At 68.4% G+C, this 23,702-nt stretch carries 14 protein-coding genes; 11 read left to right on the forward strand and 3 right to left on the reverse strand.

Annotated elements, in window-relative coordinates:
- Positions 1-142: 142 nt before the first annotated feature.
- A complete protein-coding gene (locus V1Y59_RS07570; RefSeq protein ID WP_330504207.1) occupies positions 143-1,078 on the reverse strand; it encodes a peptidylprolyl isomerase in 936 nt (311 codons plus the stop codon).
- 204 nt (positions 1,079-1,282) lie between these two features.
- On the opposite strand from V1Y59_RS07570, the gene V1Y59_RS07575 reads away from it, so the two are divergent.
- The 3 genes from V1Y59_RS07575 to V1Y59_RS07585 all read left to right on the forward strand — a co-directional run bounded on the left by V1Y59_RS07575 (position 1,283) and on the right by V1Y59_RS07585 (position 5,813).
- On the forward strand, positions 1,283-2,023 hold the full coding sequence (locus V1Y59_RS07575) for an MBL fold metallo-hydrolase (RefSeq protein ID WP_330504208.1): 741 nt from the start codon (positions 1,283-1,285) through the stop codon (positions 2,021-2,023).
- Positions 2,020-3,285: a histidine--tRNA ligase gene (hisS, locus tag V1Y59_RS07580; RefSeq protein ID WP_330504209.1), complete on the forward strand. Its 1,266-nt coding sequence runs from the start codon at positions 2,020-2,022 to the stop codon at positions 3,283-3,285. Before V1Y59_RS07575 ends, hisS begins: the two co-directional genes overlap by 4 nt.
- 671 nt (positions 3,286-3,956) lie before the next feature.
- The gene (locus V1Y59_RS07585) at positions 3,957-5,813 is read left to right on the forward strand and encodes an HNH endonuclease signature motif containing protein (protein WP_330504210.1); all 1,857 of its coding nucleotides are present in this window, start codon (positions 3,957-3,959) and stop codon (positions 5,811-5,813) included.
- A 6-nt stretch (positions 5,814-5,819) separates the two neighbouring features.
- Here V1Y59_RS07585 and V1Y59_RS07590 read toward each other — a convergent pair whose 3' ends face one another.
- Together V1Y59_RS07590 and ypfJ are read right to left on the reverse strand one after the other, a co-directional pair.
- The gene (locus V1Y59_RS07590; RefSeq protein ID WP_330504211.1) at positions 5,820-7,496 is read right to left on the reverse strand and encodes a DUF885 domain-containing protein; all 1,677 of its coding nucleotides are present in this window, start codon (positions 7,494-7,496) and stop codon (positions 5,820-5,822) included.
- Positions 7,493-8,359 (reverse strand): KPN_02809 family neutral zinc metallopeptidase, encoded by an 867-nt coding sequence (ypfJ, locus tag V1Y59_RS07595; RefSeq protein ID WP_330504212.1) that lies wholly within the window; start codon positions 8,357-8,359, stop codon positions 7,493-7,495. Before ypfJ ends, V1Y59_RS07590 begins: the two co-directional genes overlap by 4 nt.
- 159 nt (positions 8,360-8,518) lie before the next feature.
- Between ypfJ and aspS the strand changes: the two genes are divergently transcribed.
- The 8 genes from aspS to ruvX all read left to right on the forward strand — a co-directional run bounded on the left by aspS (position 8,519) and on the right by ruvX (position 23,612).
- Positions 8,519-10,336, forward strand: a complete 1,818-nt coding sequence (aspS, locus tag V1Y59_RS07600; RefSeq protein WP_330504213.1) for an aspartate--tRNA ligase — start codon at positions 8,519-8,521, stop codon at positions 10,334-10,336.
- 86 nt (positions 10,337-10,422) lie between these two features.
- Complete coding sequence (locus V1Y59_RS07605; RefSeq protein ID WP_330504214.1) at positions 10,423-13,893, forward strand: transglutaminase family protein; 3,471 nt, start codon at positions 10,423-10,425, stop codon at positions 13,891-13,893.
- The gene (locus V1Y59_RS07610) at positions 13,890-16,655 is read left to right on the forward strand and encodes a circularly permuted type 2 ATP-grasp protein (protein WP_431309124.1); all 2,766 of its coding nucleotides are present in this window, start codon (positions 13,890-13,892) and stop codon (positions 16,653-16,655) included. Before V1Y59_RS07605 ends, V1Y59_RS07610 begins: the two co-directional genes overlap by 4 nt.
- 32 nt (positions 16,656-16,687) lie before the next feature.
- Positions 16,688-17,608: a transglutaminase family protein gene (locus tag V1Y59_RS07615; RefSeq protein WP_330504344.1), complete on the forward strand. Its 921-nt coding sequence runs from the start codon at positions 16,688-16,690 to the stop codon at positions 17,606-17,608.
- 194 nt (positions 17,609-17,802) lie between these two features.
- The gene (locus V1Y59_RS07620) at positions 17,803-18,963 is read left to right on the forward strand and encodes a hypothetical protein (RefSeq protein ID WP_330504215.1); all 1,161 of its coding nucleotides are present in this window, start codon (positions 17,803-17,805) and stop codon (positions 18,961-18,963) included.
- Positions 18,964-18,970: 7 nt separating this feature from the next.
- On the forward strand, positions 18,971-20,422 hold the full coding sequence (locus V1Y59_RS07625; protein ID WP_330504216.1) for a replication-associated recombination protein A: 1,452 nt from the start codon (positions 18,971-18,973) through the stop codon (positions 20,420-20,422).
- Between the two features lie 89 nt (positions 20,423-20,511).
- Entirely contained in the window at positions 20,512-23,184 is a 2,673-nt protein-coding gene (gene alaS / locus V1Y59_RS07630) for an alanine--tRNA ligase (protein WP_330504217.1), read from the forward strand.
- Positions 23,181-23,612: a Holliday junction resolvase RuvX gene (gene ruvX, locus V1Y59_RS07635; protein WP_330504218.1), complete on the forward strand. Its 432-nt coding sequence runs from the start codon at positions 23,181-23,183 to the stop codon at positions 23,610-23,612. The genes alaS and ruvX overlap by 4 nt, the downstream gene beginning before the upstream one ends.
- The last annotated feature ends 90 nt before the right edge of the window (positions 23,613-23,702 follow it).

Here is a 23,702-nt window from a genome sequence, read left to right on the forward strand (position 1 = left end):
GCGAGGCGTCGGCCCGGTCCCTGAGGAGCGTCGCGAGGAACGAGCGAGGCGTCGGCCCGGTCCCTGAGGAGCGTCGCGAGGAACGAGCGAGGCGTCACGAAGGGCCACCCGCCGCAGCTCAGCCCTTACGTACCGGCGTAGCTCAGTCCTGCGTCTCCGATTCGACCGTCGCGGACGTGATGTCCACCGGTTGTGCCGGGCGGCCGTCCTCTGCATTGCCGTTCGGGCCGGGCGTCAGACCGTTCTCCGAGATCTTGTCGAGCACGGCGAGTCCGTCGGGATCGACGTTGCCGACCACCGTGTAGTTCGGGGCGAGCTGGCTGTCCTGGATGACCAGGAAGAACTGGCTGGAACCGGTGTTGCTCTGCGCCATCTGCGGGTTGTTGCTGTTGGCGATGGCGACCGTTCCGCGCGGATACGTCACCGGTGCGGTCCCGGACATCGGGTCGGCCTCACCGGCGGGCGCCAGGTCGGTCGGCAGTTCGTCAGGGCTCGACCAGCCGGGACCGCCCGCTCCCGTTCCGGTCGGATCGCCACATTGCAACACCTTCAGCGATTCGCTGTTGGTGAGGCGGTGGCACGGGGTGTTGTCGTAGAAGTCGTTCTCGGCCAACGAGATCACCGCAGCGGTGTTGCACGGGGCGCCCTGCCGGTGCAGCGTGACCGGGATGGCGCCCTGGTTGGTGTCGAGGACCAGATTCGCGGTGCCCTCCTTGAGTTGCCGGTCGTCCGGCTTGGGGGCGGTGCGCTGCTTCGACTCTCCGGCGCGCATCTCGTCGAGGTAGGTCTGCGCCTGTGCCCGCTGGTCGGCCGGGACCTCCGGCGGGACCTCGGCGGGCAGTTCGTCGAAACGGTTCGGCTGATCCTCGTAGGAGCAGGCGGTCCAACGGGCGGCCTCGCGGTCATCGAGGATCTTCTTCACGATCAGGGTCGTCGCGGTGGCGACGATCGCGACAACCACAACTGTGGACACCGAGGCGATGATGATCTTGCGGCGCCGCTTCTCCTGCCGTTCCCGCTCGAGGCGTTCCTCGAGCTTGCGCTTGGCTGCCTCGCGACGTTCCTCGTTGCTGGACACGCGGTTGGATCCTCCTGAACTCGTGTGCCGTGGCTCCCCCCGGGGGATGGCATGCGGTACGTGCGGTCTCGGGCACGTCAATCGGCGCTGATGCTACATCGACAGGCCAGTGTGCCAGCCGAACCTGAGAGTTCCATGGTCGGGGCGGGTGATGTCGGGGCAGGCGCGAGTGGAGGTGGCGAGGTGCTTTGTCACAATGGATGGATGTTGATCACCGGATTCCCGGCCGGGATGTTCCAGACCAACTGCTACCTCCTCGCCACCGAGGCAGGGTCGGAGGCGGTCATCATCGACCCCGGGCAGGACGCTGCGGCGCGGGTCCGCGAGTTGCTGACCGAGCATGACCTGACGCCGGTCGCGGTTCTGCTCACCCACGGGCATCTCGATCACACGTGGAACGCCACCGAATTGTGCGACGAGTTCTCCATCCCGGCCTACATCCATCCCGATGACAGGCCGATGCTCGCCGACCCCGGTATGGGTCTGGGGCGGGCGCTGGGCGGCCTGATCGGCGCGATGGAGTTCCGCGAGCCGGAGAAGGTGGTCGAGTTCAGCGATGGCGAGGATGTCGAACTGGCCGGCATCCGGATCTCGGTCGACCTGGCGCCCGGCCACACGCAGGGGTCGGTGCTGCTCGGCGTCGATGTACCCGTCGAGACCGAGCCGGGGGAGACGGCCGGATCGGTCGACGTCGTGCCGGTGTGCTTCTCCGGAGATGTCCTGTTCGCGGGGTCGATCGGCCGGACCGACCTACCAGGTGGCAACCACCAACAGTTGCTGGATTCCATCGCCGACAAACTGTTGCCGCTTCCCGATCACACCCAGGTGTTGCCCGGACATGGGCCGCAGACCTCGATCGGCGCCGAGCGTGCGAGCAACCCGTTCCTCGTCGACCTGCCGGGTCGCGAGGACTCCACTCCGAAGAAGGGACGTTTCGGACTGTGAGCGCCGAGTTTGCCGCGCCGCGGGGTGTGCCGGACTACTTCCCGCCTGCCTCCGCCGACTTCCGACGGGTGCGCGACACGTTGACCGATGCGGCGCGGCGGGCCGGTTACGGCCACATCGAGTTGCCGATCTTCGAGGAGACCGCGCTGTTCGCGCGTGGCGTGGGTGAGTCGACCGACGTGGTCAGCAAGGAGATGTACACCTTCGCCGATCGCGGTGACCGCTCGGTGACGTTGCGGCCGGAAGGCACCGCGGGTGTGATGCGTGCGGTGATCCAGCACGGCCTCGACCGGGGTCAACTCCCGGTGAAGCTGTGTTATGCGGGACCCTTCTTCCGGTACGAGAAGCCCCAGACCGGCCGCTACCGTCAACTGCAGCAGGTCGGCGTGGAGGCCATCGGGGTCGACGATCCCGCGCTCGACGCCGAGGTCATCGCGGTTGCCGACGAGGGCTACCGGCGCCTCGGTCTGTCGGGTTTCCGACTGGAACTCACCTCGCTCGGCGATGCCGCGAGCCGCGGGCCGTACCGGGAAGCGTTGCAACAGTTCCTCTTCGGGCTCGATCTGGACGAGGCGACGCGACGTCGGGCGGAGATCAATCCGCTGCGGGTGCTCGACGACAAGCGCCCCGAGGTGAAGGCTGCGACCGCGGATGCGCCGCTGCTCATCGATTACCTGTCCGACGACGCCCGTGCACATTTCGATCTGGTGCTGACCCATCTCAAACGGCTCGGGGTTCCCTACGAACTGAACCCACGGCTGGTGCGCGGACTGGACTACTACACGAAAACCACCTTCGAGTTCGTGCACGACGGGCTCGGCGCACAGTCCGGCATCGGCGGCGGTGGGCGCTACGACGGGCTGATGCAACAGATCGGCGGCAAGCAGGATCTGTCCGGGATCGGTTTCGGCCTCGGCGTCGACCGCACCATGCTGGCCATGGAGGCGGAGGGCGTCGCGCACGCGGACATCGCGCGGTGTCAGGTGTTCGGAGTTCCGCTGGGCTCCGACGCCAAGGCCGAATTGGTCGGTGTCGCAGGACAACTGCGTGCGGCGGGGATCGGCGTCGACCTCGCCTACGGCGACCGCGGCCTGAAGGGCGCGATGAAGGCAGCCGATCGCTCCGGAGCCCGACTCGCACTTGTGTTGGGGGACAGGGAACTCGCGGAACGGCGGGTGGAGATAAAGGACCTCACCAACGGTGAGCAACACCAGGTGTCGCTCGATGCGATCGTGGATGAGGTTCGGAAGCTGCTCGGCTGAGCGGTGGTCGAGTAGTCCGCTGCGCCCATCTCGTTGGCCGAGTAGTCCGAGCCGCCCCCCAACCCCGTTGGTCGAGTCGCCCGAGCCGCCACCCGCCCGTTGGTCGAGTAGTCCGAGCCGCGCCTTACCGTTGGTCGAGTAGTCCGAGCCGCTAGGCGAGGGCGTATCCGCCGGATTGAGCCTGTCGAAATCGAGACCTCGGAACTCGCGAGACCTCCTGCACCACAGAACTTGTCATACCTGGCCGATATCCTGAACCCAATCAGAAACCGCACACCGAACCGCTATCCACAGGCCGCGGCTCACGCATCAGAATCGTCAGACCCAACCGATAATCTGTTGTCAGTTCCACTACTACGACACAGCTTTATCCGTCGGTCAATTAGTTCGAGGCGCACCCCCCGCGGGTCGAGTAGTCCGAGCCGCACCCCCGCCGGTGGTCGAGTAGTCCGAGCCGCTAGGCGAGGACGTAATCGAGACCTCCGACACCCACCAATCCCACTGCACCACAGATCTTGTCACACCCCTGCGATATCCTGAACCCAACCAGAAACCGCAGCAGAACCGTTTTCCACAGGCTCCGGATCAGCAACCGAAGTTGTCGTACCCACCCGATACTCTGATATCAGTTTCGGTCCCGCACAGCATCTCCCACTCGTGAAAGGCCTGGCGTGTTCACCTACACCGACCCCACCGCCGACGACACGCTGTTGTCGTCGGTGGGTGCCGAGGGGTTGGGGGCGTTCGCGCGCGATGCGTTGCGGTTGAGTCGACAAGCCGAAGCCCGCGCACTACTGATGGCCTACCGCATCGGCGAAAGAGCCTACAACGAGCGGCTGTTCGGTGCTGACGGCCGCCACCGCATGATCTTCGGCCAGACCGCCCGCAACGCCGCGGTCGGAGAGATCTCCCTGGCGTTGCGGATCAACAAAACCAAAGCCGGCGAATGGTACTCGCTCGGCGCGTCGCTACAGGAGTACCCGAAGATCCGGATGGCCTATCTGGCCGGCGAATTCAGCACCCATCGCATGTCGGTGATGGTGCACGCCGCCGACATCGCCCCCAAAGGTGACCTTCGCGACCAACTGCCCAACCCCGACGACACCACCGACAGCGACGAGCCGGCACACGAGCCGACCGACCCGACCCTCGACGACCTCCTCGACGACGAGGCCGACGACACCGATCCGGATGCCGAGGTACAACCGGAACCGCAACCCGACCAGGATGAGCCGGTCAGTTTCGAAGACCTCGCCCTCGAGTTGAGCAATCGGGCCTCCACCGACACCGCCCTGCGTGACGATCTCGCCGACGCGGTGATCAGCCTCGACCCCGACGGTGCGGCCGAATCCCGGGATGCGATCGCCGAAGCGTTCGAGAACATCACCTTCAGCAACGAAGCCGGCGGGCACATGAATCTCGATGCCTGCATGCCTGCTGAACACGGGGTGCACCTGCGTGACCGCATCAGCGCGCTCGTTGCGGTACGCGTGTGCAAGAACGACCCACGCACCCTCGGCCGGCAGCGCATCCTTGCGTTCGGCGAGATCGTGGGCATCCCGGGCGCCGCCCTGGCCTGTGAATGCGGCGAGGACACCTGCACCGCCGGAAAGACCCGCACCAAGCGCAGCAAGCGGACGGCGCCCAGTACCGACGCGGACATGGACACGAACAGTTCATCGGCGAACAATGGCGACCAGGGTGACGACAACCCGTCGGCCACGGCCGCAAACACCAACGACACGTCCGATCACGAGGCCGACCCGAGCAACGACAATGACGAGGACGAGGACCACGATCGGTCGAGCAGCTCGTTCATCAGTGCGCCCGCCGACACCGCCGACGTCACCGACAACCACGACGTCTCCGAGACCAGCAGCGAGCCCGCCGCCGACGACATCACCACTGTCGACAGCACTGCCGATGTCGACACGACCGAGACCGGCGCCGACGCGACTGAGGACGCCGGCGACACCGGCCACACCGACTCGGTGCCCGCCTGGACCCTGCTGCACGACCCGACCGGCACCGAACCCACCCGCCTGCAGGGCTACGGGGCCATCGATCCAGCTCACGCCGCCGATCTGGCGCAACGGGCGAAGATCATCACCGTCCCCACCCTGACCACCCCGAAGCCGGCCAGCCGACTGATCGTCGTCGGCGACCGCGCCCTGGCACCACCGATCGACCCCACCGGGCACGGCGGATTCGACATCCCACCACCCGGAGCTCTCATATACAGACCGTCTGACGGGCTACGCGCCGAGATCACCTACCTTGATCGGCGCTGCCGCTACCCGTACTGCAGCCGACCGTCCCACGAGTGCGAGCTCGACCACCTGGTGAAGTTCAACCATGCCGACCCGCTGGCCGGCGGCTGGAGCGTGCCCTTCAACTTCGCACCGCTCTGCCGCCCCGATCACCATCGCAAACACGATGGCGGCTGGGTACCGACCATGCACACCGACCGCACCATCACGTGGCGCAACCTGCGCACCGGCGAAATCATCATCACCCACCCGCGCTGACGGCGGTCACTGCTCGGTGAGTTCGTCGGCGAGTACGTCGAGCGAGACCCCACCGAGGGCGAGCGCCCGAGTGTGGAAATCCTTGAGGGTCCAGTCCCGATGGGCGGCGAGTGCCGCGGTGCGGGTTTCTTCCCAGACCCGTTGTCCGAGAGCGTAGGACGGTGCCTGTCCCGGCCACCCCAGATAGCGGTTGAGTTCGAATCGCAGCACCGCCCGGTCCATCGCCACCGAACTGGTCAGGAACTGCCATGCCTTCTCGTCGTCCCACGTACCACCACCAAGTGCCGCCGGCGCCCGAAGACCGCAGTGCACTCCGATGTCGACGGCGACACGCGCAGCCCGCAGACGCTGCGAATCGAGCATGCCCATCCGGTCTCCCGGATCGTCGAGCCACCCCAGGTCCGCCATGAGCCGCTCGGCGTACAGAGCCCAACCTTCGCCGTGCCCAGATGTGAACGAGGCGAGCTTGCGCCACGCGTTCAGATCGTCACTGACGATCGCCGCCCCGATCTGCAGATGATGACCGGGCACCCCCTCATGGAACACGGTGGTGGTCTCCTGCCACGTGTGGAACACGTCCTGTTCGGGCGGCACCGACCACCACATCCGGCCGGGCCGGGACAGATCGGCGCTCGGCTGGGTGTAATAGATGATCCCCGTCGACGACGGCGCCAATCGGCACTCCAGCCGCGTCAACCGTGACGGGATGTCGAAATGTGTGCCGGTCAGACCCTCCACCGCCCGGTCGGACAGCTCCTGCATCCATGCGACGAACTCGTGCCGATCGTGAATGGCGTAGCGCGGCAACGTGTCCAGATGGGCCATCGCCTCCGGTACCGTCGCGCCGGGAAGCAGCTCGTCGGCAAGCGTGGCCTGCTCGGCGACAATCGCGGCGAGCCGGTCCAGGGCCCAGGCATAGGCCTCGTCCGGATCGACATCGGCCCCCAGATACGCAGGCAGATGACGCAGATAGCGCTCCCGGCCGATCCCGTCCCTCGTCACCGCCACCGGCGCCACCTCCGCCCGCAGCACGGCGGCGAGCGCACCGAACGCCACGCGCACATCGCCCAGCGCCACCTCGAGCGGCCCCGAGAGCGCCGGGTCATCGGCAATCGGCACGGTGTTGCTTGCGATCGCCTCGGCCGCCCCGTCCGCCTGCGCCGCGACCAACTCGACCTGGCGTCGCGCGATCGGCGGACCGTGCGCCACCCGATGCCGCAGTCCGTCGATGATCGTGTCGACACACTCGGGCAGCGCTCGTAGCCGTTCCACGAACACCGCGCGTTCCGGCGCGCTGTCGGTCGGCATCAGATCAAAGATGTCGCGCACGGCCTGCAGCGGTGACGCGATCACATTGCAGTCGCCGACCCGCTCACCCGACTCCGCGAGGGCGATCTCACGACGCAGCGACGCCGACATGGTGGCGACCGTGACGCGATCGACGTCGTCGACGACGTGCGCCTCACCGAGCGCATGCACGGTGGCGCGCGCCTCGGCCGTGCGCGCGGCGCAGGCGGCGGGGGAGAAGTCGGTCAGCAGGTGATCGTGACCCGGCAACCCGACCTCGGTCGCGAACAGGGGATCCAGCGCCGCCTGATCCGCGAGGTATCGCTCCGCGATCCGGTCGACCACACTCGGCGTCCGCGGCGACGACGCGGCCATACCGCTCGGTTCGCTGCTCATAGGTCGTTGGTCGCGAACGTGTCGCATCGATTGGGGTTGCCGGAGTCATACCCGATGGTGAACCAGCGTGAGCGCTGCTCGGCCGAGCCGTGCGTCCAGCCCTCCGGGTTGGAGTTCGCGCCCTGGATGGTGTCGTCGCCGATCGCCTTCGCGGTCTGGATCACCGTGTCGATCTGGTTCTGGGTCAACGGTTCAAGCATGGCGTCCGGGCCCTTGTCCGCGTGAAACGCCCACACACCGGCGAGGCAGTCGGCCTGCAACTCGACGCGCACCGACCCCGATCGTGGACCCTGCGAGCCCATCTGGTTGCCCCGCTGCAGGGCGCCCGTCAGGTTTTGGACGTGATGGCCGTACTCGTGCGCGACCACATACTCCTGCGCGAGAGGACCGTCGCTGCCGCCCATCTGCTCCAACTGGGCAAAGAATGAGGGATCGAAGTAGGCGGTCTGGTCGGCCGGGCAATAGAACGGCCCGGTCGCCGACGATGCCGGTCCGCAGCCGGTGGTGACCGCGCCGGTGAAGATCTTCGTGCTCGGGGGCGTGTACCCGGGCATGAGGTCCGACCACACGTCGTCGAGGCTGTTGGTGGTCGCGACGATACGACAGATGGTGTCGACGTTGGCCTTCTCGATGGTGCACGACTGGATGTGCTCGTTGATCTGCGCCACGTCCTGGCTGTTGGATGTGCCGCCGCCGTACGACGTCCCACCCGTGAGCGATCCCGGATCGACGCCGAGGAACAGGGCGACGATGGTGATGATCAGTCCGGCGCCACCTCCGACGGCGATCCGTCCCACACCGCCGCCGCCACCGCCGCCGGAGACCGAGCCCGTGTCGAGGGGACCGTCGCCCTGAAAAACCATCCTCGCTCCTTGTCCCGGCTCCACATCCGATCGGCCCGGCGGCGCGCCGGAGTCGGCACGGTCGAGCATATTCGCCCGGCTGCCCGGGTGGGGTTCGGTCCAGGTCACGTCAGTAGGATGAGCCGAGATTCGCTTCGATCCCCCTGGAAGGACCCCTGAGTGCTCCGCACGCATCTCGCCGGCTCGCTGCGCCGCGCCGACGCCTCGCAGACCGTCACCGTCGCCGGCTGGGTGGCGCGTCGTCGTGACCACGGGGGCGTCGTCTTCATCGACCTCCGTGACAGCTCGGGTCTCGTCCAGGTCGTGTTCCGCGACGAAGCCGTCGCCGAGGCCGCACACCGGCTGCGCGCCGAATTCTGCGTCGCCGTCACCGGCGTCGTCGAGGTGCGCCCCGAGGGCAGCGAGAACCCCAACCTTCCGTCGGGCGAGATCGAGATCAACGCCGTCGGCCTCGACGTGCTCAACGCGTCCGCCCCGTTGCCGTTCCAGCTCGACGAGAACCCGGGCGAGGAGGCGCGCCTGCGGCACCGCTACCTCGATCTGCGGCGCGAGCGCCCCGCGCACGCCCTCCGCCTGCGGTCCAAGGTGAACGCCGCCGCGCGCAGCGTGCTCGCCGAAAACGACTTCGTCGAGGTGGAGACCCCCACCATGACGCGCTCGACACCGGAGGGTGCACGCGACTTCCTCGTGCCGGCCCGTCTGCAGCCGGGCACGTTCTACGCGCTGCCGCAGAGCCCGCAGCTGTTCAAGCAGCTCCTCATGGTCGCCGGGATGGAGCGGTACTACCAGATCGCCCGCTGCTACCGCGACGAGGACTTCCGCGCCGACCGCCAGCCCGAGTTCACCCAGCTCGACGTCGAGATGAGCTTCGTCGACCAGGACGACGTCATCGCCCTGTCCGAGAAGATCCTCGTCGCCCTGTGGAAGCTCATCGGCGTCGACATCACCACGCCCATCCCGCGGATCACCTACGCCGACGCGATGCGCCGGTTCGGCTCCGACAAGCCGGATCTCCGGTTCGGCATCGAACTCGTCGAATGCGCAGAGTTCTTCGCCGACACCCCGTTCCGGGTGTTCCAGGCACCCTACGTCGGTGCAGTCGTCATGCCTGGCGGAGCGTCTCAGCCGCGCCGTCAACTCGACGCCTGGCAGGAATGGGCCAAGCAACGCGGCGCGAAGGGGCTGGCCTACATCCTGGTCGGCGAGAACGGGGAACTCGGCGGGCCCGTGGCCAAGAACCTCTCCGACGCCGAGCGGGCCGGGATCGCCGCACACGTCGGCGCCGAACCGGGCGACTGCATCTTCTTCGCCGCCGGCCCGGCCAAGGCCCAACGTGCGCTGCTCGGCGCCGCGCGCGGCGAGATCGCGTCGAAACTCGGGTTGATCAAGCCCGATGACTGGGCGTTCACCTGGGTCGTCGATGCCCCGCTGTTCGAACCGGCCGACGATGCGACCGCGTCCGGCGACGTCGCAGTCGGCTCCGGCGCGTGGACCGCCGTGCACCACGCCTTCACCGCCCCGAAACCGGAGTCGCTCGAGCACCTCGAATCCGACCCGGGCGCCGCACTGGCCTACGCCTACGACATCGTCTGCAACGGCAACGAGATCGGCGGCGGCTCGATCCGTATCCATCGCCGCGACGTGCAGGAGCGGGTCTTCGAGATCATGGGGATCGGCCACGACGAGGCGCAGGAGAAGTTCGGGTTCCTGCTCGACGCCTTCGCCTTCGGCGCGCCCCCGCACGGTGGCATCGCCTTCGGCTGGGACCGCATCACGGCACTGCTGGCCGGGGAGAACTCGATCCGTGAGGTCATCGCCTTCCCCAAGTCGGGCGGCGGCGTCGACCCGCTGACCGACGCGCCGGCACCGATCACGGCTGCCCAGCGCAAGGAATCCGGTATCGACGCCAAGCCGGTACCCCGCAAGCAGCAGGGGGATGCGGGTGCGCCCGCCGATGCCGCGCCGGGCGGTGCCTGACCTCGCACCGGGCGCGGTCCATGCGGGCGGGTGACGCCGCCCGCATACTCGGCATCGGGTCGCTAATTGTGATGTGATTTCTGACCATGACGATCAAGGTGGCCCTCGAGCATCGCACGAGTTACGCATTCGATCGATCGGCCAAGATCTTCCCGCACGTGGTGCGGTTGCGGCCCGCGCCCCACTCGCGGACGCCGATCGAGGCGTACTCGCTGAAAGTGGAACCCGCAGAACACTTCTTGAACTGGCAACAGGATGCGTTCAGCAACTACATGGCGCGGCTGGTGTTCCCTGAGCCGTCGTCGACACTGTCGATCACGGTGAGTCTCATCGCCGATCTCACCGCGATCAACCCGTTCGATTTCTTCATCGAGGACTGGGCCGAAAACTACGGCTTCGTGTATCCCGACGAACTGCGCAACGATCTGGAGATCTTCCTTCGGCCGGTGGGTGTGACCGAGGGCGAATTCACCGGCGCCCCGGTGCATCCGTCGGTCGCGGAGTTCGCCGCCAGGCACAAGCCGACCGGCAAGATCCGCATCATCGATTTCCTGGTCGCCCTCAACCAGGCCGTGCAGCAGGCCGTCGGCTACACGGTGCGCCTGGAGGCGGGTGTCCAGACGCCGGAGTACACCCTCGCCAGCGGGATCGGCTCCTGCCGTGACTCCGCATGGTTGCTCGTCGCGGTGCTCCGCGAACTCGGCCTCGCGGCCCGTTTCGTGTCGGGCTATCTGGTGCAGCTGACGTCCGACATCAAGTCGATCGACGGCCCGTCCGGACCCGACGCCGACTTCACCGACCTGCACGCCTGGACCGAGGTCTATCTCCCCGGTGCCGGCTGGGTCGGCATGGACCCCACATCCGGGCTGTTCGCCGGCGAAGGCCACATCCCGCTCGCCGCCACCCCGAATCCCGGCGGCGCCGCGCCCATCACCGGGGCGACCGGACCGTGCCACGCCACGCTCGACTTCTCCAACACGGTCACCCGCTTCCACGAGGACCCGCGCGTCACCCTCCCGTACACGCCGTCGCAGTGGGAACGCGTGCAGGAGCTCGGCCTCGCCCTCGACGAGAAGATGACGGCCAACGACGTCAGGCTGACGATGGGCGGCGAACCCACATTCGTCTCCATCGACAACCAGACCGACCCCGAGTGGACGACCGCGGCCGACGGCCCCCACAAGCGCGCCCTCGCCTCCGAACTCGCGGGCCGACTCAAGACGGAATACGCACCCGCCGGCCTCGTCCAGCGCAGCCAGGGCAAGTGGTATCCGGGTGAACCCCTGCCGCGCTGGCAGATCGCGCTGACGTGGCGCACCGACGGCCGGCCGATCTGGCGTCGCCCCGAACTCCTCGCCGACCCCTGGGCGAGCCGCGCCGAGGCGCAGGCGAGCATCGAGGTGGAGACCAGCGGACCGGCGCCGGGCACCCGAGGGTCGTCGGAGACAGCACAGAAACTTCTCACCGCCTTCGCCGGACGGCTCGGGCTGCCGCTGTCCCAGGTGATGCCGGCGTTCGAGGATCCGTTGCTGCGGATGCGTGACCTCGCGGCGTTGCCGCCCGGCGATCCGGGCGCCGACCCGACCCTGCGGACGTTCGTCTCCGCGCAGCTCGCCGAGGCCGCCGTCGAGGCCGCCGATGCGGACGAGGACCTCGAGCCGCCCGCGGATTCGACCCCGGCCCGTCGCGCACTGCTGGCCAAGCTCGACGAGGCGGTGACCGCGCCGACCGCCTACGTGTTGCCGCTGAGCCGTTCTGAGGACGAGACCGCCTGGCAGAGCGCCCGCTGGACGACTCGCCGCGGCCGCCTGGTGCTCACCCCCGGCACGTCGCCGGCCGGCCTGCGGTTGCCCCTCAACTCGCTGTCCTGGGGGCCGGCGCCGACACTCTTCGAGTCGGATCCCTCAGCGCGACCGGAGCCGCTTCCCGAGGACCCGGCGCAGGCCCTCGGCTGGTCGGTCAAGGAGATGGACCCGGCCGCGTTCGTGCCCCGCAGCGCCGTCGTCGCCGAGATGCGCGGGGGTGTGCTGTACGTCTTCCTGCCGCCGACCGGGACACTGGAGGAGTTCCTCGCGATCGTCGAGATGGTCGAGGACGCCGCCGCGGCCATCGACACACCGGTCGTCATCGAGGGCTACGGGCCACCGGCAGACGGCCGTCTCACATCTCTCACCGTGACACCCGACCCCGGCGTCATCGAGGTGAACATCCAGCCCACCAACGGCTTCGGCGAGCAATCCGAACTCCTCGAATCGCTCTACGACCATGCGCGGCGCGTGCGGCTGGGTACCGAGACGTTCGACCTCGACGGCAGCCACGGCGGCACCGGCGGCGGCAACCACATCACTCTCGGCGGGCCGACCCCGTCCGATTCGCCGATGCTGCGCCGACCGGATCTGCTGGTGTCGATGCTGACGTTCTGGCAGCGCCACCCGGCGCTGTCGTACCTGTTCTCCGGTCGGTTCGTCGGCACCACCTCGCAGGCGCCGCGCGTCGACGAGGGCCGGGAATCGTCGCTGTACGAACTCGAGATCGCCTTCGCCGAGATCGATCGGCTCGCGGTCAAGGCCGGCGGGGCAGAAGGGGTCGACGCGCCGCCCAACCCCTGGGTGACCGACCGGGCACTGCGCCACCTGTTGACCGACATCACCGGCAACACCCATCGCGCGGAGTTCTGCATCGACAAGCTCTACAGCCCGGACTCGCCGCGCGGCCGACTCGGCCTGCTGGAACTGCGTGCCTTCGAGATGCCGCCCCATCACCAGATGGCGATGGTGCAGTCCCTGCTCGTGCGGTCGCTTGTCTCGTGGTTCTGGGAGCAGCCCTACCGCGGACGACTGATCCGCCACGGCGCCGACCTGCACGGCAAGTACCTCCTGCCGCACTACGTGATCGCCGACATCGCCGCGGTCGCCGAGGAACTGCGCGCCGCGGGCTACCCGTTCGACACCGCGTGGCTCGACCCGTTCACCGAGTTCCGCTTCCCGCGGCTGGGCACCGTCCAGATCCGCGACCACGAGGTGGAACTGCGTGGCGCCATCGAACCGTGGAACACCCTGGGCGAGGAGTCGACCGGAATGGGTACCGCCCGCTATGTCGACTCGTCGATCGAGCGTGTCCAGGTCCGCGTCCTCGGCGGCGAGGACGACCGGTTCCTGCTCACCTGCAACGGCTACCCGATCCCGCTGCGTCCGACCGGCCGCACCGGCGAGCAGGTCGGCGGAATCCGGTTCCGCGCCTGGCAACCGCCGAGTGCGCTGCACCCCACCATCACCGTCGACACCCCGCTGACCTTCGATCTCGTCGACACGGTGTCGGAACGGTCGGTGGGCGGCGCGACCTACCACATCGTCCACCCCGGCGGACGGGCGTACGACCGCCCACCGGTCAACGCGGTCGAGGCCGAGTCACGCCGCAACGGACGGTTCGAGGCGGCCGGCCACACCAGTGGGTCGGTCGACGTCGGACTCCTGCGTGAACGACAGGCGCGGATCGCCACCGACACCGGGGTACCGGCCATCCTCGATCTGCGTCGGGCACGTACAGTTCTCCGGTGACTGTTTCGTCCGGCAACACCGCCGGCACCGGGTTGCCGACGGTGTTCGACCGGTATCGCCCCGACGGTTCCGCCCTGTTCGACGTGGAGCGGCTCGCCACCGCTGATGCGGCGGGCACTGCAACGCCCACCCCCTATGACGAGATGATCGATGGCTCCGGCCGCGTCCGGCCCGCCTGGACCGATCTGGTGGCGGGCTACGGATTGCGCGGTGACCCGCGACTGCGCGCCGCGGCGACGCGTCTGGCGACCGCGATCCGCGACGAAGGCGTGATCTACAACGAGGTCGTCGGGTCGACGACGGTGGCCCGCGACTGGCAGGTCGACCCGGTGCCGCTGCTCGTCGACGGTGTCGAGTGGTCGGATCTGGAGAAGGCGATCATCCAGCGGTCGACCCTGCTCGACCTGCTGCTGCGCGACCTCTATCGGGATCAGAAGACCATCCGAAGCGGTCTGATCCCGCCCGAGATGGTGTTCGGACACCCCGCCTACATCCGCAAGGCCGTACGACTGGAGGTGCCCGGGCCGCACGCGCTGTTCCTGCACGCGATCGACCTCGGCCGCGCCCCGGACGGTCGGTTCGAGGTCTTCGCCGACCGCACGCAGGCGCCGTCGGGTATCGGTTTCGCGATGATCGACCGGCGACTCCTCTCCCGAACTTTCCCGCAGCTCTTCCAGACCTGCGCGCCGCGGCCGGTGACCACCTTCGTGGGGACACTGCGCCTCGCCCTGTTCGACTACGCGCCGCCCGGTGTCGATGACCCCACCGTGGCGGTGCTCAGCCCGGGCAGCATGTCGGAGACCGCGTTCGACCAGGCCCATCTGGCCTCGATCCTGGGTTTCCCGCTTGTGGAGGGCAACGACCTCACCGTCCGCGACGGCGTCGTCTACATGCGGTCGCTGGGCAAGCACAAGCGGGTCGACGTGCTGCTGCGCCGCATCGACGCCGAGTACGCCGACCCGCTGGACCTGCGGACCGATTCCCGCCTCGGTGTCGCCGGCCTCGTGGAGGCGATCTCGCGTGGGACGGTGACCGTCGTGAACACCCTCGGCGCCGGCGTCGTCGAGAGCCCGGCGATGCACACCGTCCTGGAGAAGCTCGCACCGGTGCTCATCGACGAAGAACTCGCCCTGCCGTCGGTGCCCACCTACTGGGCCGGCGACGATCTGCAGCGCGGCAAGATCCTCGCCGATATGGACAGCATGGTCCTGAGCAACGTCCGATCCGGCGAAGAGGTCGTGGTTCCGCTCGTCGACGCCGCCGCCCGCGCCGAGCTCGCCGCCCGCGTCGAGGCGCAGACGTGGCAGTGGGTGGGCCGGGAGCTGCGCCCGTACTCCGTGGCACCGACCATGACCCCCGGCCGAACAGATGGACCGGGGACCGCCGCACTCCGCGCCGCGCCGGTGGGCATCCGCGCGTTCAGCGTCGCGCAAGGCCCGACCTACGCGGTGATGCCCGGCGGCCTCGGCGCCGTGCTGGCCGACGGCCCGGCCGGTTCCGCGGTCCGCACGGTCGCCGCCAAGGACATCTGGGTGACCAGCGCCGATGTCGGGGGACACGTCTCCCGACGATCGACGACCACTGCGGGTGCCGTCGACGAGGCGGTGGCGCGTGGTGCGACACGGCCCGCCCGCACGCTCGAGTACTCGGACGTCGCCGCCGCGGCCAGCCCCCGTGTGCTCGCCGACCTGTTCTGGTTCGGCCGGTACGGAGAACGAACCGAGGCGACCACCCGGCTGGCCAAGGTGGCCCGTGAGCGATACCAGGAGGTGCAGTACCGGCCGTGGATGAGCGGTACGGCCGCGGTTCCGCTCGTGCTGCATGCCACCGGACTCGTCACCGGCACCGCCACCTATCTGCGCACCGACGAATTGATCTCGGGCGAGGACAGCTCGCCGAGCCCGGAACGCGTCGCCGACGCGATCGCCAAGCTGACCGACCTCACGGCGGCACGCCTCATCCCGGGCACCATCGCGCATTCCGTGGAACGCCTCGTCGCGTCCGCACGCGCAGTGCGTGACCAGATGTCGACGAGCACCTGGATGGTGCTGGCGCCCGTGGAACGGGCCCTGGAGCAACTGACCACGCAGGTCCGCACGGCGCGCGAGTCGGGAGATACAGGCGACGACTCCACGGACTCGGCGCTGGACCTCGGGTCCGAACTCGGCCACGCCCACGACGAGGTGCTGCACGGGGTGTTGGCGCTGGCCGGACTGCAGGCCGAATCGATGGTGCACGACGCCGGCTGGCGCTACATGGACATCGGCCGGCGTATCGAGCGGGCCGTGACCCTCGTCGACCTCACCCGTGCACTGTTCGCCGACCACCGCGACCGAGAGATCGAGCAGGCGTTGTTGGAGTCCTATCTCGTGGCCAACGAGTCGTCGGTGATCTACCGGCGACGCAACCGCGGCCTCTACCAACTCGACGCCGTCGCGGAGCTGTTGTTCTTCGACGAGTCCAACCCACGTTCGCTGACCTTCCAGTTCAGCCGCATGCAAGAGAACCTCGCGGCACTGCCGGACGCGCTGCGGTCCGCGGCAGCCGAGCGCATCGTCGAGGAACTCGTCGCCGAACTGCGGCGCTCGGACCCCGACGATCTCGCCACCGTCGACACCGCGGGTCACCGCAGCGACCTCGATGATCTGATGACGGCGCTGGGCACCGGTGTCCGGGATCTGTCCGATGTGCTCAATCGCACCCGCTTCGCGCCGCCTCGCCAGGCCCAGCCGATCTGGGGTGGGGGAGGTGTGTCGCCGTGACCGAGCCCGGCCGCACCCGGCGCTACCGCGTGATGCATCGCACCTGCTATACGTACGACGACGTCGTCTCGTCGTCCTATGGCCGGTGCTATCTGACTCCGCGGGACCTACCCGGTCAGCGGGTGATCTCCGCCGACGTGCGGATCGAACCCGAACCCGACGACTGGTCCACCGGCGTCGACGTGTACGGCAACAGCGACTCCTACTTCCACGTCCGCAGCAGTCACGACGAGCTCACCGTCACCGCGAACTCCGTCGTCGAGGTCGACCCGCCCGATGCCGGGGTGTTGCTGTCCCCGGCCGCCCTCGGGCCGTGGGAGCTTGCCCGCCCTGCCGCGGTCGGCGTCGCCGGGGCAGCCGCGACCGAGTTCGCCCTCGACCTGTATCCGCCCGAGATCACCGACGCGGTGCGCGACTACGCCGCAGGCGTGTTCACGCCGGGTCGACCGACGATCGAGGCGGTCACCGACCTCACCGGCCGGATCTTCCGCGACTTCACCTACAAATCGGGTTCGACCGCCATCAGCACGCGGGTGGACACGGTTCTGGAACGCCGTATGGGGGTCTGCCAGGACTTCGCGCGGCTCGCCATCGCGTGTCTGCGGTCCGTCGGCCTCGCCGCCCGGTACGAATCCGGCTACCTGGCCACCGACCCGCCGCCGGGCGCCGAACGGATCTTCGGTGCCGACGCGAGCCACGCCTGGGCGGCTGTCTGGCTGCCCGGCGACGACTGGGTGGCCTTCGACCCGACCAACGACAAACTCGTCGACGAACGCCACGTCACCGTCGCCTGGGGGCGCGACTACGACGACGTCCCGCCGCTACGTGGCGTGATCTACACCGAGTCGAAGAAGAGTCGGATCGACGTGTCGGTCGACGTCAGTCCGATCGATGAGGCCACCGGGTCTGATTCGGGGGCCGAATCAGAGGTCGAGGCGCAGGCCACGGACTGATCGCGCGCAGGTCACGGACCCGCGGCGAAGGTGGTCCGAATGGATGACGGCGCGTGACGACACGCCGGACGCGCGCGATCCTTGTTGTGCGAGACAGGATCTGGCTGAGCGTCGACGCAACGGGCGGTAACTCGGTTGCAGAAGGATGAAGACGGTGACGCCTCGATCCTGGATTGGGTAGGTTGGTTGATGACATGACGGTAATAACTGAGAGTCGCATCGCCGGTGTGGTGCGCGCGGCCGAGGCGGTTCTCTCGCATCGGGCCGGTTCCTCCGTCACCCTCGCCGATCCCGAGGATCTCGGCGGCAGCGGCCGCACGGTCGTCGTACGGGCACGGGTGCTGGCCAACCCCTTGTCGATGGACCGCACCTTGGTGATCAAGGCGCTGCCCGCCGACGAGGACCCGCGCGCCTTCCATCGCGAACTCGCTTCCTACAAGTACGCCACCGCCCTGCCCAACGAGTCGCGGCCGGGCCCGCAGCTGATCGCCTCCGACCCGGAGATCCGTGTCCTGGTGCTCACCGACCTCGGGCACGGCCGGTCGATGAACTCGCTGCTGTCGGGTACCGACGCGATCGAGGCATCCCACGCAGTCAGCGCGTGGGGCCAGGCGCTCGGCCGGATGCACGCCGCGACCGTGGGCGGCGAGTTCGACTTCCGGGCCATCCTGCGCCGCGACGCCGGCACCGCCGACGGCGACATCCTCGGTGAGTCCGCCGTCCGCGCGGTCGCCGACGCATCCGCCCAATTGGAGCGGTTGGGCGTCGACCTGCCCTCCGACGTGCACGATCGGCTCGCTGCGGCATGCCTGTTGTTCCCGGAGGGCGACCACCGGGCGTTCAGCCCGTCCGACGTCGGACCCGAGAACATCATGCTCAACGACGAAGGTGTCCAGTTCATGGATTACGAGTGGGGCGGTTTTCGTGACGCCACGCTCGACATCGCCTACGCCCTGGTGACGTGCGGCGCGCAGCTGTCGACGGTCAACAGCGGCCATCGCACCGACCTCGAGATAGCGATGGTCGACGCATGGCGGTCGGAAGTACACGGGATCTGGCCCGCTCTGGGGCACAACGGCGAGAGCTCTCGCAAGATCCTGACCGCGCGGCTGCTGTGGACGTGGCTGTCCACGATCTGGATGCTGCCCGCCCACGACGGCGTCGCATCCGTCGAGGTGCCGCAGGTCAGCCCGGCCGGCTACACACACGACTGGGCGCTGCACACCAACGACCCGCGGGTCGTCGTGGCGCGCTGGACCGATCTGTCCGCCGCGGCGGTCCGCGGCGGCGATCAGGTGGTCGCGGAGTTCGCGGCGCGGGTCGGCGCGGCGTTGCAGCGATCCTGGCTGACCTGACAGCGCGATGGATGGGCTCTTCGACCCACCCGCCGGCGCGGCCCCTGCCGGGGTGGGTGTGAACGGCTTGTCACTGACCTCGGTGGCGCCGACGACCGCACCGCTCGCCGTCCGGATGCGGCCGCAGACGCTCGACGAGATCGTCGGACAGCAGCATCTGCTGGGCCCCGGTTCGCCGCTGCGACGCCTCATCAGTGGCTCCGGAGCCGCATCAGTGCTGCTCTACGGACCTCCGGGCACCGGGAAGACGACGATGGCCGCGCTGATCTCGCGCGCAACCGGAGGTCGCTTCGAGGCGTTGTCGGCGCTGTCCGCGGGCGTCAAGGAAGTGCGTGCCGTGATCGATGTCGCTCGGCGACGGCTGGTCGACGGACAACAGACAGTGCTGTTCATCGACGAGGTCCACCGCTTCTCGAAGACCCAGCAGGACGCCCTGCTCGACGCCGTCGAGAACCGCATCGTGCTGCTCGTCGCCGCGACCACCGAGAACCCCTCGTTCTCGGTGGTTGCGCCCCTGTTGTCGCGTTCGCTGGTGCTGCGACTCCGGTCACTCACCGAACAGGACATCCGGGAGGTACTGCAGCGGGCCATCGCCGATCCGCGTGGTCTCGACGGCCGCGTCCGGATCACCGACCCGGCGCTCGATCACCTGGTCGCGGTCGCCGGTGGGGATGCGCGCCGCGCGCTCACCGCACTGGAGGCCAGCGCCGATGCCGCGCTGCGAGACGACGTCGGCGAGCCGACCGACGCGGAATCGACCGAAGGCGAGCCGCCCGACGACCCGGGTGAACCGGCTGGGCCGCCACTGCTCGACGTCGCCGACGTCGAGGCCGCGATCGACCGTGCCGCCGTGCGTTACGACCGCGACGGCGACCAGCATTACGACGTCACCAGCGCATTCATCAAGTCGATCCGCGGCTCCGATGTCGACGCCGCCCTGCATTACCTGGCCCGCATGATCGTCGCGGGGGAGGACCCGCGGTTCATCGCTCGCCGCCTGATGATCCACGCCAGTGAGGACATCGGCATGGCCGACCCGACCGCGTTGCAGACGGCCGTCGCCGCGGCGCAGGTCGTCGCACTGGTCGGGATGCCGGAGGCGAAGCTCGCGCTCACCCAGGCAACGATCCACCTGGCGACCGCGCCCAAATCCGCCGGAGTGGTATCCGCGATCGGCGCCGCAATCGCCGACGTCGAAGCAGGCAAGTCGGGTGCGGTGCCGGCCCATCTGCGGGACAGTCACTATGCGGGGGCACAGGTTCTGGGCAGCGGGATCGGCTACCGGTATCCCCACGACGACCCCGACGGAGTCCTCGCGCAGCAGTATGCCCCCGACGATCTCGTCGGCGTCGACTACTACCACCCGACCGACCACGGCCACGAGCGGGAGATCGGCGCTCGACTGGGCAAGCTGCGCTCCATCGTGCGGGGTGTCACCAGCCGGGCACGCCGACGGTAGGCTGGTGTGTCGACCAGCCCGGACACGATGATCACCGGGGCAGCGGCACGTCGACCGCGTGACCGACCACCACTTCAAGGACGAACTCAGTGCAGACGCATGACATCAGGCAGCGCTTCCTGGATCACTTCATCAAGGCGGGCCACACCGAGGTCCCGAGTGCCTCGCTGATCCTCGACGATCCGAACCTGCTGTTCGTCAATGCGGGCATGGTCCCGTTCAAGCCGTACTTCCTCGGTGAGCAGACCCCGCCGTTCGACCGTGCGACCAGCGTCCAGAAGTGTGTGCGCACCCTCGACATCGACGAGGTCGGCATCACCACCCGCCACAACACGTTCTTCCAGATGGCGGGCAACTTCTCCTTCGGCGACTACTTCAAGCGCGAGGCCATCGGCTTCGCCTGGTCGTTGCTCACCAACAGCGTCGCCGACGGCGGCTACGGGATCGAACCGGAGAAGCTGTGGCCGACGGTGTACCTCGACGACGACGAGGCCGAGGCCATCTGGCGTGACGAGATCGGCGTGCCCGCCGAACGCATCCAGCGACGCGGGCTCAAGGACAACTACTGGTCGATGGGTGTGCCCGGACCCTGTGGACCCTGCTCGGAGATCTTCTACGACCGCGGCCCCGCCTACGGCGTCGAAGGAGGTCCCGAGGCGGACGAGGACCGCTACATCGAGATCTGGAATCTCGTGTTCATGCAGAACATCCGCGGGCCCGGCGGCGGCAAGGAGGACTACGAGATCCTCGGCCCGCTGCCGAAGAAGAACATCGACACCGGCCTGGGCATCGAGCGTGTCGCATGCATCCTGCAGGGCGTCGACAACGTCTACGAGACCGATCTGATGAAGCCGATCATCGACCTCGCATCCCGGCTGACGGGCCGCGCCTACGGCGCAGGCAATCACGACGACGACGTGAAGTTCCGCGTCATCGCCGACCACGCCCGCACCTCGGCATTGCTCATCGGCGACGGCGTGCTGCCCGGCAACGACGGCCGTGGATACGTGCTCCGGCGGCTGCTGCGGCGGGTCGTCCGGTCGGTGCGCCTCCTCGGGGCCGACCAGCCCACGATGGACGACTTCATCTCCCTCGTCATCGACACGATGGCGCCGTCGTATCCGAACCTCGCCGAACAGCGTGAGCACATCGTCGACGTCGCCGTCGCCGAGGAGGCCTCGTTCAGCAACACCCTCGCCGCGGGATCCAAGTTGTTCGCCGATGCCGCCGCGGCCACCAGGGCGTCGCAGGCGTCCACGATCAGCGGCGACGACGCATTCACACTGCACGACACCTACGGTTTCCCGATCGATCTGACGCTCGAGATGGCCGCCGAGGCCGGTCTGTCCGTCGACCAGGAGGGCTTCACCGCCCTGATGGCCGAGCAGAAGCAGCGTGCCAAGGCCGACGCGACCGCGCGCAAATCCGGGCACGCGGACCTGTCGGTGTATCGGGAGTTCCTCGACCGCGGCCCGACCATGTTCACCGGCTTCGACGAACTCGTGTCGGAGGCGAAGGTGCTCGGGCTGGTGGCCGACGGCGCCCGCGTCCGGACCGCCACCCCCGGCCAGGAGCTCGTGGTGGTCCTCGACCGCACGCCCCTCTACGCCGAATCCGGTGGACAGATGGCTGATGTCGGCACCATCACCACGGGAGATGGTGTGCGCCTTCGGGTCACCGACGTGCAGAAGGCCGGCAAGTCGGTGTGGCTGCACAAGGTCACGGTCGACGAAGGTGAGGTCGCCGAGGGCGACGAGGTCATCGCCGCGGTCGACCAGTCGTGGAGACACGGTGCCACCCAAGGACATTCGGGTACCCACATGGTCCATGCCGCACTTCGGCAGGTGCTCGGCCCCACGGCCACGCAGGCGGGCTCGCTGAACCGGCCCGGCTATCTTCGGTTCGACTTCCACTCCGGAAAAGGCTTGTCGGAGAGTCAGCGTCGTGAGATCGAGGAGATCAGCAACGCGGCTGTGGAGGCCAATTACCCGGTGCACACCTTCGAAACGGGGCTCACGGAGGCGAAGTCGATGGGGGCGCTGGCCCTGTTCGGCGAGAACTACGGGGACGTCGTGCGGGTCGTCGAGATCGGCGGCCCGTTCTCGATGGAACTGTGCGGCGGAACGCATGTCGGTTCGTCGGCGCAGATCGGTCCGGTGACGGTGATCGGCGAATCCTCGGTGGGTTCGGGAATTCGCCGCGTCGAGGCCTACGTCGGCATGGACTCGTTCCGCCACCTGTCGAAGGAACGCGCCCTGATGGCGGGTCTCGCGTCGTCGCTGAAGGTCCCGTCCGACGAGGTCCCCGGTCGCGTCGAGCAGCTCGTGAGCCGGCTCAGAGATGCCGAACGTGAGGTCGAACGCCTACGCGCCGACGCGGCCCGTTCGGCCGCGGGCGGCCTGATCGAATCGGCGACCACCGCAGGCGGCACGCTCATCGTGGGTGGCCTGGTCCCTGGCGGTCTCGACGGAAACGGCCTGCGCGGTCTGGCCACCGACCTGCGGGGCAAGGTCGCCGACCGCCCGGCCGTCATCGCCCTGTTCTCGCCGAGCAATGACGCGACGAAGGTGCCGTTCGTGGTGGCCACCACCGACGCCGCCCGTGGCCTCGGTATCAAGGCCGGCGACCTGGTGAAAGACGTGGCGCCCCTCGTCGGTGGACGCGGCGGGGGCAAGCCCGACCTGGCGCAGGGTGCGGGGTCGGACCCAGACGGTGTCGAGCCGGCGATGACCCGCATCCGCGAGCTCGTCCGCGACCGATGACCTGGGCGCGTGGACGCCGACTCGGTGTCGACGTCGGCTCGGTGCGGATCGGTGTCGCCGTCTGCGACCCCGACGGAATCCTGGCGACGCCGGTCGAGACGGTGCGTCGAACACCGCGCGCCGACGACGACATCCGACGCATCGCCGCCCTCGTCGACGAATACGAGGCGGTGGGTGTGATCGTCGGCCTGCCCAAGACCCTGCGCAACGAGAGCGGTACCGCGGCCGAACTCGCCCGCGAGTTCGGTGACCGGCTGGCCGCGCGGATCGACCCGGTCGGAGTGGAGTATCACGACGAACGCCTCACCACGGTCACCGCGACGCAGGCACTGCGCGACAGCGGAATCTCGGCCAAGTCCTCGCGCGCCGTGATTGATCAGGCCGCCGCGGTCGCTATCCTGCAGGGGTGGCTGGATTCGCGACGATGACTTCCGCATGCGTCCAGCCAGACCGCACAACGCGATTCGCGATCGCGAACAGTCCATATCGCGTGGGCGAATCGTGCGGGAATCTGAGAG

Source organism: Gordonia prachuapensis, assembly GCF_036350515.1.
Taxonomy (GTDB): domain Bacteria; phylum Actinomycetota; class Actinomycetes; order Mycobacteriales; family Mycobacteriaceae; genus Gordonia; species Gordonia prachuapensis.